Here is a 15267-nt window from a genome sequence, read left to right as displayed (position 1 = left end):
ACCGGGGATCCCGTGCGATACGGCAGCGAGCCCGTCCCTTCGAGCCATAGACTGCGAAGCGTGCACGGCGGGGCCGCCCCTGCCAACGGAGGTGCGGGTGCCATGAATGCTCAGCCGACAAAACAGCAGGAACGCCCTCACGGCGGCGCCAACCGCGATATGCCCCCGGAACTCGGCTCGGACTCCATCGGCATATTCGAAGGCCGGACCTTCATGTTGTCCAATTCCGTCGGTGACGTTCCCAACGATTCCATTGCCGGACTCGTGCACGACGACACCCGCTATATCAGCCGTTGGGAGATGACCCTCGACGGACAAGCTCCGCTGGTGCTCAGCGCCAGCACGGTGGACGCCTACTCCGCCGCCTTCTTCCTCGCCAACCCGGAACTGCCGGACCTGCGGGCGAACGGCATCGGCGTACGGCGGGAGCGGTTCATCGGGGACGGCCTGTCCGAGCGGATCGTGTTGCAGTACTTCGGCGTCGAACCGGTCTCCGTACGGCTGCGGCTGGATGTCGGCGCGGACTTCGCCGACCTCTTCGAGATCAAGAGGGCGGGACGGAGCAGACTGGCCGACATCCGGCGCAGCCACCGGTCGGACGGCTCGGCCCTGCGCTTCTCCTACCAGAACTCGCGCTGGTCGGCCGGCACCACGGTCGAGGCCGACCCTCCCGCCGACCGGGTCGAGGGCGACTCGCTGGTCTGGGACGTACGCCTGGAACGAGGCGGCACCTGGGGTTGCGAGCTGCGTGTTCTGCTGAACTGCCAGGGCGAGACGTTCGCCCCGACCAACCGTGTCTTCGGCGAACCGCAGGACACCGACGACGACGACCCGGCAACGCGGTGGACGGCGAACAAGCCCGACCTCAGCGCGGAATCGGAACTGTTGCGCAACGTCTATCACAAGTCGGCTCTCGATCTGGTCTCGATGCGTATCACCAAGGAGATCAACGGCCAGAAGATCGTCCTGTTGGCTGCCGGCATGCCGTGGTTCCTGACCGTGTTCGGGCGGGACACGTTGATCACCGCCTACCAGAGCGTCACCTGCGGTCCGGACGTCGCGCGCGGGGCGCTGGTCACTCTCGCCGCGCACCAGGGGACCGTCGTCGACGACTTCAGCGACCAGGACCCCGGCAAGATCCTGCACGAGTTCCGCTCCGGTGAGCTGACGCAGCTCGGCATCGAGCCCTACGGTCCCTGCTTCGGCTCGGCCGACACCACCCAGCTCTGGCTGATCCTGCTCTCCGAGTACTGGCGGTGGACCGGCGACGACGCGTTGGTGCGGCAGTTGCGGCCCAACGCCGACGCGGCGCTGCGGTGGATCGACGAGTACGGGGACCGCGACGGCGACGGGTACGTCGAGTACGGCACGCGCTCTCCGAACGGCATGCGCAACCAGTGCTGGCGTGACTCGCCGGACGGCGTGCAGTTCGCCGACAGCAGGCTCCCCGACCTGCCGGTCGCCACCTGCGAGATCCAGGGCTACACCTACGACGCGAAGGTACGCGCCGCGGAACTCGCCGACGGACCGTGGGCCGACGCCCCGTTGGCGCGACGGCTGCGAACCGAGGCCGCCGATCTGCGCGAGCGGTTCAACCGTGACTACTGGCTGCCGCAGCGCGGTGGCTACTACGCGATCGGCCTGGACGCGCAGAAACGTCCCATCGACTCGATGACCTCGAACATGGGCCACCTGCTGTGGAGCGGCATCGTTCCGCCCGAGCGGGCGGCCCTGGTGGCGCGGCACCTGATGTCCGACGAAATGTTCTCCGGCTGGGGCGTACGGACGCTGTCGACCGCGGACGTGGGGTACAACCCGATCGGCTACCACCTCGGCACCGTGTGGCCGCACGACAATTCGATCATCGCCGCCGGGCTCGCCCGGTACGGCCACCGGAACGAGGCCAACCGCATCGCGATGGCGATGCTGGAAGCGGCGGCCCACTTCGACTACCGCCTGCCCGAGGCGTTCTCCGGGTACGACCGGTCACTGGGACGCCGTCCCGTGCCCTACCCCACCGCCTGCAACCCCCAGGCGTGGGCCAGCGGGGCGCCCCTGCTCTTCCTGCGGACGATGCTCGGGCTCGACGTCAGCGACGGCGTCCTCGCCACCGATCCGCACATCCCCGAGACGTTGGGGGGCATCCGACTGACCGGGGTCACCGTGCACGGCGCGAAACGGATCGTCGACGCCTCCGGTTCGCGGTTGCGCTCTCCGACCTGAGCCGACGGGCGACCCGGCCCCGTCAGGCCGCCTGGCGGCTCGTCCGGAGGGTGTGGAGCGCGTCCTGATGCCGGGAACGGACGGTCCGGACCGGGACGCCCAGCGCGCGGGCCGTCTGGTGGGTGGTCCGTCCCGCCAGGTAGGTGTGCAGCAGCACCGCGCGGTGCTCGACGGACAGCCGGCGCAGCATCGAGACCGCCTCGGCGGCGGCGACGGCGGCGTCCGCGTGGTCCGGTTGGGCGGCGTCGACCTCCGGCTCGGTCCTCTCCCGCCCGACGGCGACCTCCCGGAGCGACGCGACGGCCAGGTCACGCGCCACCGTCATCAACCAGTCGCGGATCGGGACCTCGATGAGGCGGCGGCGAGCGCCGTTCTGCCAGGCGTGGATGAACGTCTCCTGCACGATGTCCTCGGCGAGGTGGTGGTCCACCACGAGCCTCTCGACGAAGGTGAGCAACGGCCCGAAGTTCTCGGCCATCAACTCGTCAAGTGCGGGAATCCGGCTGGACGCCGCACAGGGGTGGGGAGCCGTTGTCATCGCTGGTGTCTGGTCCTTAACGAGCGGGTCGACGAGCGGGCCCGCCGCCGGCCCGTCCTGCAACCGGCGATCGGCCCGGCCCCGACGCTACGGTCGGCCAGTTACCAGCCTCGTGACGAACTCTTACCGACCAGGCCGGCCCTGCGGCGAACCCGCCCGCCCCGGCTGACTACTTCGGGCGCGCGACCTCCAGTTGACCCGTGGACCGGACGGTCACCCAGGTCGTGACGGTAGCCCCGTCGACCTCGGCGGTGCAGGTGAACCGGTGCCCCTCGATGACCGGCTGGTCGACCGGGCAGGCGACGGTGTCCGCGTTCAGCCCGTAGTCGGTCCGCAGCACGGTCAGCACCTGACGCTGCAGGGCGGCCGTGTCGAGGACCTTCGGTCGCGGGAGGTCGGGCCGGGTCACGGCCACGACCGTCCCCGCGACGACCAGAAGGACGACCGGAACCGCGACGGCCACCACGAGTTTCGGAGAGGGTCGCCAGCGTCTCGCCGACGGTACGGTCGCCGCCGGCCCCCACTGCGGCCCGGGGGCCGGCTTCCAGCGGGGCGCCAGCAGGGCCGCCCCCGCGCCGGTGACCGCAGGACTGTCGGACGCGCCGTCCGGGCTCATCGTCGACTCCACGGTCTCAGCGGGCGGTGGGGGTGGGCACGGCGACGACCTCCGGTAGCGGCTTCGTCTTCGCGCCGGTCGGTGCGACCGCGAACCAGGTGCCGCCGACTCCCTGGCCCCGGATCTCGCCGGGCGCGGTGTCCTTGGCGAACAGGTAGACCGGCCAGCCGCCGATGGTCACCTGGCAGGTGCCGTCGGCCCGCTCGACGTACCCGACGAGTTGGGGGTCGACGCCGTCGGGATAGATCCGGCCGGGTGACGAGATGAGCAACGGGGGCCAGGTCTTGGCGCAGTCACCCGCGCAGGTCGCCTTCGGTGGCTTCGCCGAGTCCTTGTCGAACCGGTAGAGCGTCCGGCCCTGGCCGTCCGCGACGTACGTGCCGATGTCGGGCTGTTCCATGGCCCGCAACCCCACCACGTTGCTGCCCTGACCGCGGTCCGGGCTACCGGAGACGGGGACGTCGGACCGCCCGCTGAAGATCTGGACGCGGCGCTGCGTCTTCGCCACGGTCGGCGGCGGCACCGGGCTGACCTCGATGACCTGCGGGCCCGGGTCCGCGGTCGCGGTGACCGACGCGGCCACGGACGCCCCCTGGGTCGGCGCGCTCGCGGTGCCGCCCGCCCCCGTGGCGTCCCCGCACGCGGTCAGCGCCGCCAGGCCGATCACCGCGATCGCGATCCGCGCTCTCTGCACCATCATCGCTCCACCTCGTATTCCGTGTGGACCGGGCTCGTGCGCAGGTCCGGCACCCACACGGACGCCGTACCGAAACGGTTCATCGCCGTACCGCGACGGACGTCCCGGACGGATTCGAACTTGCCCTGAACCGGATGGCGCGGGCATCCGTGTGGGTGGCGGCGTCGGCGCAAGACGGTCCACGAGGGGACCGCTCGCCGACCCGGAGAACCACAGGAATACGGGAGGGCGACATGGCCACGTACCACATCGTCAGCGAGGACATCCAGGAGTCCGCGAGCTGGCTGCAGCAGAACATGCAGACCCTGCTGGACGGGATGACCCAGGCCAAGAGCAAGATCGACACGCTGATCCAGGGTGGCTACAACACCCCGGGCGCGCAGCAGCAGTTCGGCCCGTACTTCGAGGAGTACAAGGGCAGCGTCGACCAGACCCTGCACGGCATGGAGGGCATCAGCCAGTACCTCACGCAGGTCAGCGATGCCTTCTCGGAGACCGACACGCAGACCGCCGCCAGCCTCAGCCGCTGACGCGACGAACGGTCGGGGCCGCGTGGTGAGCGATCACCACGCGGCCCCGACCGTGTTCCCGACGGCTCGTCCGACCAGGAGATACCCGTGCGCCTGCTGCTCACCGTCACGGATCAGTCCACCCCCGCAACCGACTACCAGGTCGAGGCCGCCCTCGATTCCACTGTCGCGGAGCTCGCCGAGGTGCTGGCGGGGCGCCGTCCGGAACCCGGCACCCGAGCACCGACGATCTTCGTCGCCGGAGCTCCCCTCGACCCCGGGCTGACGCTCGCCGACGCCCCGCTCTGGCAGGGCAGTGTCGTCGAGCTGGACCGTCCGACGTCCGTGTCACCGCCACCGGCGGCCGGCCCGCTGGAGATCCGGGTGGTCAGCGGTCTCGGCGCCGGCAACCTGTACCCGCTCGCCATCGGCGAGCACGCCGTCGGCGCCGCCGACGACAACCACGTCCACGTACACGACGACCCGCTCGCTCCCGTGCTCGCCCAGCTGCGGGTGACCGAGGACGGGGAGTGCTGGCTCCGGCCGATGGAGCCCGGCCTGTTGCTCGACCGGGTGGAGGTCGACGAGCAGGAGCGGATCTGGAAGCCCGGGGCACAACTCGCCGCGGGCTCCTCCCTGCTGGAGCTTCGCCGCCCCCTGCGGGACGAGGCGGCGCTCCAGATCTCGGAGGACCGTACGGGCCTCGACTACAACCGTCCGCCCCGCCTACTGCCCGCGGCGCGGACCACCCAGTTCACGCTTCCCGGGCCGCCGGCGCCTCCGGAGCGACGACCGCTCACGCTGATCACCGTGCTGGCGCCGGTCGTGCTCTCCGGTGCCGCGTTCGTCATCACCCGCAACCCGCTCACACTGCTCTTCGCCATCCTGTCGCCGCTGGTGCTGATCGCCGGTCAGATCGGCGCGCGGCGCCAGGGCCGGGCCACCTACCGCTCCCGGCTCGCCGAGTACGAGAAGAAGAGGGCGCGCATCAGCGGCGAGGCCGAGGAGGCGCTGGCCGCCGAACGGTCGGTCCGCCGGGACGATTTTCCCGACCCCGCGTCGATGGGGCTGATCGCCACCGGCCCGCAGCGTCGGCTGTGGGAGCGACGCCGCACCGATCCCGACTTCCTGGAGCTGCGGGTCGGCAGCGCGGACCTGCCGTCGGACGTGGTGCTCCGCGACCTGAGCCAGGACGAGAACCGCCGTGAGGTCCGGTGGAGCGCCCTCGACGTGCCGGCGACCGTGCCGGTACGCAAGCACGGCGTCGTGGGGGTGGCCGGCGACGCCGTCGCCCGTACGACGGCCCGCTGGATGATGGCCCAGGCCAGCGCCCTGCACAGCCCGGAGGACCTGCAGATCTACCTGCTCTGCGGCACCGCCGACGAGACCGGCTGGGCCTGGGCGGGGTGGCTGCCTCACCTGCGGCCCCGCGACGGTCAGGACACCCTCGCGACGGTCGGCACCGACACCCAGACGTTGGCCCGCCGGGTCGGCGAGCTGGTGAGCATCATCTCGTCCCGCTCCGGCGAACGGGGCAACGGAGCGTTCCGGGACGTCCTCGTGGTGCTCGACGGCGCCCGCAAACTCCGGTCCCTGCCCGGCGTCACCCAGATCCTGCGCGAAGGACCGGCGGTCGGGGTGTACGCCATCTGCCTCGACGCCGAGGAGCGGCTGCTGCCCGAGGAGTGCCAGGCGGTCATCGCCCAGCAGGAGGACGGGTCGCTGCTGGTGACGCAGACCCTCGCCGCCCCGATCGCCGACGTCCACCCGGACGTCGTGTCGCCGGAGTGGCTGTACCGGACGGCGCGGGCGCTGGCGCCGCTGCGGGACATCGGTGGCGCCGACGAGGAGAGCGCCCTGCCCGGGTCGAGTCGGCTGCTCGACGTACTCGGGATGGAGCCGCCGGAGCCGGATGCGGTGACGGCCCGGTGGACCTCGGGTGGTCGGACCACCGAGGCGGTGCTCGGGGTGTCGCTCGACGGGCCGTTCGCCCTCGACCTGAAGCGGGACGGACCGCACGGCCTGGTGGCCGGCACCACCGGCTCCGGCAAGTCGGAGCTGCTACAGACCCTCGTCGCCTCGCTCGCCGTGGCCAACCGTCCGGACGCGATGACGTTCGTGCTCGTCGACTACAAGGGCGGCAGCGCGTTCAAGGACTGCGTCCTCCTGCCGCACACCGTCGGCATGGTGACCGACCTGGACACCCACCTGGTGGGCCGGGCGCTGACGTCGCTCTCGGCGGAACTGCGCCGACGCGAACACATCCTCGCCGAGGCCGGGGCGAAGGACATCGACGACTACGTGGAGCTGCTGCGCCGCGAGCCGTCCCGTGTCCCGATGCCGCGCCTGCTCATCGTGATCGACGAGTTCGCGTCGATGGTGCGTGACCTGCCCGACTTCGTGACCGGTCTGGTCAACATCGCCCAGCGCGGCCGGTCGCTCGGCATCCACCTGGTGCTGGCGACCCAGCGACCGGGCGGCGTGGTCTCCCCCGAGATCCGGGCCAACACCAACCTGCGTATCGCCCTGCGGGTCACCGACAGCAGCGAGAGCCAGGACGTGCTGAACGCCCCGGACGCGGCCGCCATCTCGAAGTCGACGCCCGGTCGTGCCTTCGTGCGTCTGGCCCAGTCGTCGCTGGTGCCGTTCCAGGCGGGTCGGGTCGGCGGGTTCCGCCCCGGCGCGCGCAGCACCGACCGCCCGGCCCCCTGGTTGGCGCCACTGTCCTTTCCCGACCTCGGTCGCCCCGCGCCACGTCGCCGCTCCGGCGAGGCGGCGCCGTCGGCCGAGCTGACCGACCTCGCGGTGCTCGTGACGGCGATCCGGGACGCCAGCGAAGGACTGGGCATCCCGCCACAGCACAGCCCCTGGTTGCCGGCGCTGCCCACCTCGCTGACCGTCGACGCGTTGCCCCCGGCCCGCGCCACCGACTACCACCTCCCGGCGGTCGTCTACGGGCTGGTGGACCTTCCCGCCCAGCAGGACCAGGTGCCGCTGGCACTGGACCTCTCCACGCTCGGGCACCTGCACGTCATCGGCTCCTCGCGCAGCGGCCGATCGCAGACGCTCCGGACGATCGCCGGGGCGGTCGCCCGCGTCCAGTCCACGGCGGACGTCCACCTCTACGGCGTCGACTGCGGCAACGGGGCGTTGCTGGCCCTCAACGGCCTGCCGCACTGCGGGGCGGTGGTGCAGCGCACCGAGGCAGAGCGGCTCGGCCGGTTGTTCGCCCGTCTCGTCGCGGAACTCGGCCGGCGGCAGCAGCTGCTCGCCACCCGGGGCTCGGCGAGCATGGTGGAGTACCGGACGGGCGCCGCCCCGGGTGAGCGACCGCCACACATCCTGGTGCTCCTGGACCGGTTCGAGGTCTTCGACAAGACCTTCGCCGACTACGACAACGGCACGATCATGGCCGCTCTGCTGACCCTGCTGCGCGAGGGCGCCGGAGCGGGCATCCACGTCGTGCTCGCGGGCGACCGGGCGATGTTCTCCAGCCGGATCTCGTCCACCACCGACGACAAGCTGGTGCTGCGCCTGACCGAACGCGGCGACTACAGCATGGTCGGCATCAACCATCGGCAACTGCCGGACGAGATCGAGTCGGGTCGCGCGATCCGGGCGTCCGACGGCGCCGAGGCGCAGATCGCCCTGCTCGGCGAGGACACCTCGGGTCAGGGGCAGGCGCGCGTACTCGCCGACATCGCCGAGACGGCCCGGCGGCGGGACGCGGACGTCGCGTCCGGCGACCGCCCGTTCCGGATCGACGTGCTGCCCGACGAACTGACCCTCGCGGACACCGAGACGCTCCACCGACCCGACGGGCCGCTGTGGACGATGGTGGGTGTGGGCGGCGACGAGCTCACCGCGATCGGGCCGGACCTGACGGTCGTCCCGACCCTGGTCCTGGCGGGTCCACCTCGTTCGGGACGGAGCACCGCGCTGCTGACGATGGTCGCCACCCTGCTGCGCAGGGGGACCGAGGTGGTCGTGGCGGCGCCCCGCAGATCGCCGCTGCGCGAGCTGGCCGACCTCCCGGGCGTGCTCGACCTCGTCGCGAGCGAGAACCTCACCTCCGCCATCTTGACGGCCGCGCTGGAGCGCAGGAGCGGACCGTCCGTGGTCGTGCTCGACGACGCCGAGCTGCTGCTCAAGTGCGACGCGGGCAGCGACCTCGGGGAGATCGCCCGAACCGGCGCGGAACGGGGGCTCGGGTTGGTCATGGCGGGCACCATCGACGGCCTGTCCGGCGGCTTCGGCGGCTGGCACGTCGACGCCCGGCGTAACCGGCAGGGCGCGCTGCTCAGCCCACAGGGCCTCGGTGACGGCGAACTGATCGGCGCCAAGCTGAGCCGGGGCCAGCTCGGCGGGGGACGCCTGGGTCGGGCGCTGCTGCACCTGGGCGACGGCACCGTGCGCCTGGTGCAGGTCCCCCGAACCGATCCGGCGGCGCTGCGGTCCCTGGTGACGCCAGCGGAGTAGAACCCGAACGAGAGGGGGACACCGCAGCGCGGTGTCCCCCTCGTCGATCACCGCTCAGGCGTCGGTCGTACCCGTCGACTCCGGCCGCGCGGCCAGCACCGGCTGGTCGTCGTCCCAGGTGAACGCCAGGGACCCGGTGATCGCGCCGAAGAGCTCGAAGATGTCCTCCGCCTCGGCGAGGTTCGGGCTCGACCCGGTGACCACCACGACGTCCGCCGATCCCGGCATCGGTACGACGGTGTGCATCACCGCGCACCGCATCGTGACGCCGTCCTGGACGACGTTCTGGATGCCGTACACCCGACCGACGGTGCCGATGCGGGGAATCGCCGCGGTGGTCACCCGCCGCCAGGTCCCGTCGGCCCGGTTGGGGTGCGCCACCGCCGTCAACGCGCCGAGGATGTCGCCGTTGGCCGGTGGCGTGACCACCGCGACCACCACGGTGGCGGTGAGCGGGCCGTCCTCGTACATCTCGAAGACGCCGGCCGCGTGCACCGCGCCGCCGCGCCGGGCCTGGCGTATCGACCGGCGTACCTGCTCGGCGAAGCGGCCCGCCTGGTCGGCGGTGAACCCGCCGCTCAGGGCGTGGCCCCGCGCCTCCTCGCCCAGCCGGTTCTCGCTCGCCTCGTCGGCCACCGGGAAGTCGACCCACGCCTGCGGGGTGCGCAGCTCGAAGCCGGTCGGGGTGGGCGTCGCGGCATGGGCCTGGGTCGGGGCGCTCACTGTGCCGCCTGCTGGTCCGGTGCGGTCAACGCGTTGACCGTCTGGGTGTCGGTCTCCCGGAACGCGTCGGCGACGGCCTTCGCGGCGTCGCGTACGCCCCCGAGGTCCTTGCCCACGACGTGCCGACCGTCGCCCCACCGCTTCTCGAAGTTACGGGCGGCGTCCTCCAGGCCGCGCTGCCCGAGGGTGTCGACCACCGCACCCATCGACCGGACCGACGCGCTGTCCATCAACTCCTTGGTACGCCGCAGCAGCTCGTGTACGCGTTCCAGCTCCGCGCCCGGAACGAGGATCTCGCTCATCGCGCGCACTCCCCCGCCGGCCTGCTCATCGCATCGCTCATCTCCGCACCCTCCAGACCCGTCACGGCAACTGGGGCGTACACGGATCGGCGGCCGGCCCGGTTCACCGGGTGAACCGATCCACCCCGCGCTACGTGTGCGACTCGGCTCCCGGCGGATGGCTCGGGCGCCGGCCTGACGATGCGATGGGGAGGTTCGTCATGACGCGTCCGGGCGACGCCGAGTGGTCCGTGTTGCAGCTCGACTCAGATCCCGTGCCGGGTGATCCGGAGTCCTTCGAGGAGATCACCAGGGCGTACCAGGAGCTGGCCAGAACCACCCAGGAGGCGCACGACCTGCTCGCGTCCGGCAGCCAGATCGATGTCGGCCAGGGCAAGGCGATGGACGCCTTCCGCGACCTGATCGGCAAACTGCCGGGACGCCTGGACGGGATGGCGAACTCCTACGCCAGCGCCGCCGACGCGTACCTGCGGTACCTGCCCTCGCTGGAAGAGGCGCAGACCATGTCCCTGCGCGCCCTCGACCAGGCCCGACAGGCGGCCGGGGACCAGAGCGCGGCCCAGGCGGCGGCCGTCAGCGCGGCGGCCGCGCTCCTCGTCATGAACGCCGACACCACGACCAGTCCGGACGCCAAGGAACAGGCCACCGACGACGCGACCGCCGCCAAGAACCGCGCCGCCGACGCCCAGCAGGCACTCGACGGCGCGAAGTCGCTCCTCGGTCAGGCCACCGCCCTGCGCGACCAGGCCGCCCGCACCGCCGCCGACACGCTGCACCAACTCGCCAAGGACGCACCGCAACGATCTCTCTGGGACAAGATCGTCGAAGCGTTCAACGCGTTCATCGACTTCCTGCAGAGCACCGTCATCGAATGGATCACCACCATCCTGGACGTGCTCTCCGTGGTCGCCTCGTTCATCTTCCCACCCCTCGGTTCGGCGATCGGCTTCCTCTCCGGCGCCATCGACCTCGCCGCCGCAGCCCTCGGCGGCGACCCCGCCGAGATCGCCCTCGCCGCCGGCGGACTCGCCCTCGGCCTCGTCCCCGGCGGACGCATCGTCAGCCGGGTCCTCAAGTTCGCCAACAAGTTCGCCGGCAAGATTCGCCCCGGCAGCGTCGCGGACGGCATCAAGAACAGCACCAGGGAAGTCACCGGCGGCAGCGCCACCACCGTCGGGCGCGGAATCGACGAGAACGTCACCCGCATCGGCATCGGCAAGACGATCAAAGGTGTATTCGGCGGGATCCGGCAGAAGATCTCGGACATCCGGTTCGATCGTGATCTCAAGGCCGCCAAGAAGAAGCAGGACAAGGACCCGACATTGATCATCGGGCAGACCGACAACGGGCGCCTCACGACGTTCCACGCCTCAGACGTCCGATCCGTGCCGCTCAGGGACAACAACGGCAAGCAGATTGGCGTTCTCTTTCCCAGTGAACCGGACGACGTCGGCACCTTCACCGACTGGGCGAAGGTGGAGGCCAACGTCCCGCTCGGCCGGACCCAAGGCGGTTCACTGAACGTTGACGGCGCCAAACTGATCCGCAGGATCCCCGGCACGCAGGCTCCGATGAGCACCGACCAGTTCGAACTGGCACCCTGGGGCCGGCTGAAGAGCCCACCCGTCTTCGTCATCGCCCACGGTGATCCACACTCCGCGGCGGTCACCCTCAACAACGGCAAGGTGCTGTCGGTGCCGGGCACCCAGTTCGCCAGGGTCGTGCACTTCGACAACGTGTTCCGGGCCGCCGCAGAAGGCAACCCGAAGGGCTCCATCGCCCTGCTCTCCTGCAACTTCGCCAACCCCACAGGTAGCGCCGGCCAGGATTTCGCCAACGTGATGCGGGACCTTGGCAACAATCGGAAGATCTTTGCCTCGACGGAGGTCGTACAGGCCAGCCGCGGCGTCGACGTCGACGGCCTGTTCACCAGCCCTGGAAACAGTATTGCCAATGTGACGGTGGAGAATATGGGCGTTTTCAAGGAAATGAAGCCTGACGTGACGCGGGACGTGACGAAGTGACGGCCGAGCGCGTGGACGACGCGGAGAACGAGCGGAACTGGATGCTGCTGCTGGACGAGGAGTGGACGGACTCCGACGGCGAAGCGGCGGACGCGACGGCCATGCCTCCGGCGGAGGCCATCGTCGGTGGCTGGCTGGTGGAACGCGACGGCACCATCGCCCGTTTCACGGCCAATCCCCTATATCAACCAAAGAGCCCGGCGGCGCCCACCAGCCCGGTGGACGCCACGGCGGCTCTGGTCGCGAGCGGTCGCGCCGGCGTCGAGGCGGTGCTCCTGGCACTGCGCGACAGCTTCGTCGAGGTGGCGGTGGACGGCGAGGGTGGCGTCATCGTGGCACCGGCGCCGGACGGCGTTCCGTGCGTGCTCGTCGCGTCCGGGGCCGTGGACCAGGCCCGGGTCGACGCGGCCGACTGGCGGCAGGTCGACGTGGGCGGGTTGCTGACGCTGGTGCCGGACGGCGTCGACGTACTGCTGAACCCGGGTGGCCCACGTGCCATGCGGTTGTTCGCCGACGCGTTGCGCGACCTCGCCGCCGAGGACGTCCCGCAGAGCGACGAGCCGTGGCCGTTCACCCCATAGTCACCGCGACCGGAGACCTCCCCCGCTGGTCATGGACGGCACGTCCGAGCCCAGCGGGGGCAGGCCCGCCGGACGAGCATCGACAGGCCTTGACATCTCGAATCGGTCTCGACGTGGGTCAGTAGACAAATCTTTTATTGATCAACTAACGGTACTAACAGGACGTGCATCCTGAGGCCCCGTAGACAACCGGCGGGCACGCCGGAGACGTGAGGGTCGGCAAAAGGGTGGTAGCAATGGCGGGATCAGGACCTGTTCGTCGGCGCGAAGTGGCAGGCGAGGCACTGGTCCGGTCCATATTCGAGGAGCACGGACGCGCGATGCTCGCTTACGCGACACAGTTGACCCGCGACCGCGCGGCCGCGGAGGACGTCGTCCAGGAAGCGCTGGTGCGCGCGTGGCGTCACCCCGACAGTCTGGTCAACGGCAAGGGCTCGGTACGGGGTTGGCTGTTGACGGTCGTCCGCAACATCGTGACCGACACCGTCCGCGCCCGGAACGCGCGACCACCCGAGGTGCCGGAGGGCCCGACGGAATCCGCGGTCGAGCGTGACCACGCCGACCAGGTGGTGAACTCGATCGTCGTGACGGACGCCCTCAATCGCCTCTCCACCGAGCACCGACAGGTGCTCGAGCAGGTCTACCTGCGCGGGAGTACAGTCGCGGAAGCCGCCCAGGTCCTCGGGATCCCACCGGGCACCGTGAAGTCCCGCTCCTACTACGCACTCCGAGCCCTCCGCGATCTCGCCGAGCGTCGCGCCGGGGTGGAACGGCCTGCCTCATGACATCCGACAGCTCATCGCCCCACGCCGACCACTTCGACGTCGGCGGTTACCTGCTGGGCGCGCTCGACGAGGAGTCGGCCCGCCGAGCCGAGGAGCACCTGGCGGGTTGTGCGCAGTGCCGGGCTGAGGTCGAATCGCTGCGGACGTGGGCGGACGCGCTCGAGAACGTACCCGATGTGATGCTGCTCGACGGCCCGCCGGAGGACGGCGACCTGCTGTTGCAGCGCACCCTGCGTCAGATCCGCGGCGAGGCCGCCGACGAGCGCCGCCGCCGTCACGCCGTGACCGGGGTCGCCGCGGCGGTCGTCGCCTCGGCCGTCCTCGGCGGCACCTTCCTCGTTCCCCGGGGCGACACGACGACGGACGCCACCGCGCCGCCGCCGAGCCCGAGCGTCCCGGCCGACCGGGCGGTCCGCTCCGCCAGCGCGGCCGATCCGCGCACCGGCGCCCGTCTCGCCGTCGCCGTCCAGCCGGCCCCCGGCTGGGTACGCCTCAACGCCACGGTGTCCGGCATCCCGCAGGGCCAGCGTTGTCGCCTGCTGGTCGTCGGCAAGGACGGCAGCACGGTACTGGCGGGCAGTTGGCTGGTGTCGGAGCGCGGGGCCGCCGAGGGCGTCACCCTGGACGGCAGTGCCCTGATCGACGAGGCCCAGATCGGCAGTGTCCGGGTGGAGACGACCGACGGCACGGTGTACGTCAGCGCGACGCTGTAGGGCATACCGCCAGCAGCGACAGACAGCAACGCGCCGGCCCGGCCAGTGGCCGGGCCGGCGCGAGCCGCACCGCCGGGATCAGCCCAGGCGCACCGAGACGACCGCGTTGTCGAAGTCGACGGTCGCCAGATCCGCGACGTCCCCGTTGATCACCTTCGAGCGGCCGGTGCAGTCCGGGCCCGCCCAGAGCTTGAGCGAGCCGGGCGCCGCCACCGAGGAGGAGACACCCGGGCGGCTCAGGTTCCGGCAGCCGGTGCCGGCGACCCCCTGCGAGCCAGCGCCGTCGCCGAAGTTGGTGTCGTCGAAGAAGACGGCGCTGGTGGCCGGCGGGGCCGGCGACTCCGCGCCGGGCTGCTCGCCACCGGACGCGCCGGCCTTGCCGCCGGTCGGGGTCACGCCGAACCAGGTTCCCCCGACACCCTGACCCTTGGTCTCGCCGGGCTTGGTGTCCTTGGCGAAGCGGTAGGCCGGCCAGCCGCCGATGGTGACCTGCCGGCTGCCGTCTGAGCGCCGGACCGTTCCGACCGCCTCGGCCTTGACGCCCGCGACGAAGATCTTGCCGCCCGGCGTCACCGTGACCGGCGGCCAGGTGGTGGCGCAGTCACCATCGCAGTTCGACGTCGGCGGGTTGTTGCTGTCCTTGTCGAACCGGTAGAGGGTCAGCCCCGCGCCGTTGACGACGACCGGGTCGAGCTTGCCCGCCTTGCCCAGGGTCAACTGGACCCAGCGCTGCGCCGACTCGCGGGCGGCCCCGGTGGCCACCCCGCCGTTGGGTACCGCCCAGTCACCGGTGCCCGCCGCCGCGTTGTTGGACTTCGCGGTGCCGGACGTGAGGGCGAGGTCGCCGACACCGGCCCCGCCTTGTGGTGATGCCGCCGGGCTGCCGCTCAGGTCGGCGGCCCGCGCCGGGCCGGGTGGCACCTGGCTCGGGCCGCACGCCGTGAGCGTCACCGCGCCGACGGCCAGCGCGGCGATGAGGGGTGTCACGTGGTTGCGCATCATCGGAAATCTCCAGCAGTCACCCGGCTCCCAGGAGGTCCGGAAACCGTTCGCCCCTCACACGGAACAGGTCCGGAA

General features: G+C 71.3%; 13 protein-coding genes. 7 read left to right on the top strand and 6 right to left on the bottom strand.

Annotated elements, in window-relative coordinates:
• The first annotated feature begins 102 nt into the window (after window positions 1-102).
• Window positions 103-2223, top strand: coding sequence for an amylo-alpha-1,6-glucosidase (locus tag ACQP0N_RS10135; RefSeq protein ID WP_433119416.1), 2121 nt, complete (start codon window positions 103-105; stop codon window positions 2221-2223).
• 22 nt (window positions 2224-2245) lie between these two features.
• Here the strand turns inward: ACQP0N_RS10135 and ACQP0N_RS10130 are convergent, their stop codons facing one another.
• From ACQP0N_RS10130 to ACQP0N_RS10120, 3 genes are all read right to left on the bottom strand, one after another.
• Window positions 2246-2761: a sigma-70 family RNA polymerase sigma factor gene (locus tag ACQP0N_RS10130; protein ID WP_433119414.1), complete on the bottom strand. Its 516-nt coding sequence runs from the start codon at window positions 2759-2761 to the stop codon at window positions 2246-2248.
• Between the two features lie 169 nt (window positions 2762-2930).
• Window positions 2931-3377 (bottom strand): DUF4333 domain-containing protein, encoded by a 447-nt coding sequence (locus ACQP0N_RS10125; RefSeq protein ID WP_433119412.1) that lies wholly within the window; start codon window positions 3375-3377, stop codon window positions 2931-2933.
• 16 nt (window positions 3378-3393) lie between these two features.
• Window positions 3394-4077, bottom strand: a complete 684-nt coding sequence (locus ACQP0N_RS10120) for a hypothetical protein (protein WP_433119410.1) — start codon at window positions 4075-4077, stop codon at window positions 3394-3396.
• A gap of 230 nt (window positions 4078-4307) precedes the next feature.
• On the opposite strand from ACQP0N_RS10120, the gene ACQP0N_RS10115 reads away from it, so the two are divergent.
• Window positions 4308-4604 carry a WXG100 family type VII secretion target gene (locus tag ACQP0N_RS10115; protein ID WP_007457407.1) on the top strand — a complete coding sequence of 99 codons (297 nt, stop codon included), beginning with the start codon at window positions 4308-4310 and terminating at the stop codon, window positions 4602-4604.
• Between the two features lie 87 nt (window positions 4605-4691).
• Complete coding sequence (locus ACQP0N_RS10110; RefSeq protein ID WP_433119408.1) at window positions 4692-9062, top strand: FtsK/SpoIIIE domain-containing protein; 4371 nt, start codon at window positions 4692-4694, stop codon at window positions 9060-9062.
• A gap of 54 nt (window positions 9063-9116) precedes the next feature.
• Here ACQP0N_RS10110 and ACQP0N_RS10105 read toward each other — a convergent pair whose 3' ends face one another.
• Entirely contained in the window at window positions 9117-9785 is a 669-nt protein-coding gene (locus tag ACQP0N_RS10105) for a hypothetical protein (protein ID WP_433119406.1), read from the bottom strand.
• The gene (locus tag ACQP0N_RS10100; protein ID WP_433119404.1) at window positions 9782-10087 is read right to left on the bottom strand and encodes a hypothetical protein; all 306 of its coding nucleotides are present in this window, start codon (window positions 10085-10087) and stop codon (window positions 9782-9784) included. Before ACQP0N_RS10100 ends, ACQP0N_RS10105 begins: the two co-directional genes overlap by 4 nt.
• A gap of 380 nt (window positions 10088-10467) precedes the next feature.
• On the opposite strand from ACQP0N_RS10100, the gene ACQP0N_RS10095 reads away from it, so the two are divergent.
• The 4 genes from ACQP0N_RS10095 to ACQP0N_RS10080 all read left to right on the top strand — a co-directional run bounded on the left by ACQP0N_RS10095 (window position 10468) and on the right by ACQP0N_RS10080 (window position 14190).
• The gene (locus ACQP0N_RS10095; RefSeq protein WP_433119402.1) at window positions 10468-12111 is read left to right on the top strand and encodes a hypothetical protein; all 1644 of its coding nucleotides are present in this window, start codon (window positions 10468-10470) and stop codon (window positions 12109-12111) included.
• Window positions 12108-12692, top strand: a complete 585-nt coding sequence (locus ACQP0N_RS10090) for a type VII secretion system-associated protein (RefSeq protein ID WP_433119400.1) — start codon at window positions 12108-12110, stop codon at window positions 12690-12692. Before ACQP0N_RS10095 ends, ACQP0N_RS10090 begins: the two co-directional genes overlap by 4 nt.
• A 320-nt stretch (window positions 12693-13012) precedes the next feature.
• The gene (locus ACQP0N_RS10085; protein WP_433119398.1) at window positions 13013-13477 is read left to right on the top strand and encodes a sigma-70 family RNA polymerase sigma factor; all 465 of its coding nucleotides are present in this window, start codon (window positions 13013-13015) and stop codon (window positions 13475-13477) included.
• Complete coding sequence (locus ACQP0N_RS10080; protein WP_433119396.1) at window positions 13474-14190, top strand: zf-HC2 domain-containing protein; 717 nt, start codon at window positions 13474-13476, stop codon at window positions 14188-14190. The genes ACQP0N_RS10085 and ACQP0N_RS10080 overlap by 4 nt, the downstream gene beginning before the upstream one ends.
• Before the next feature lie 78 nt (window positions 14191-14268).
• Here ACQP0N_RS10080 and ACQP0N_RS10075 read toward each other — a convergent pair whose 3' ends face one another.
• Window positions 14269-15192 (bottom strand): hypothetical protein, encoded by a 924-nt coding sequence (locus ACQP0N_RS10075; protein ID WP_433119394.1) that lies wholly within the window; start codon window positions 15190-15192, stop codon window positions 14269-14271.
• Between the last annotated feature and the right edge of the window lie 75 nt (window positions 15193-15267).

This window comes from Micromonospora sp. CA-246542 (assembly GCF_050942905.1).
Classification (GTDB): Bacteria; Actinomycetota; Actinomycetes; order Mycobacteriales; family Micromonosporaceae; genus Micromonospora.
This window is presented reverse-complemented; position numbering and strand designations above follow the sequence as displayed.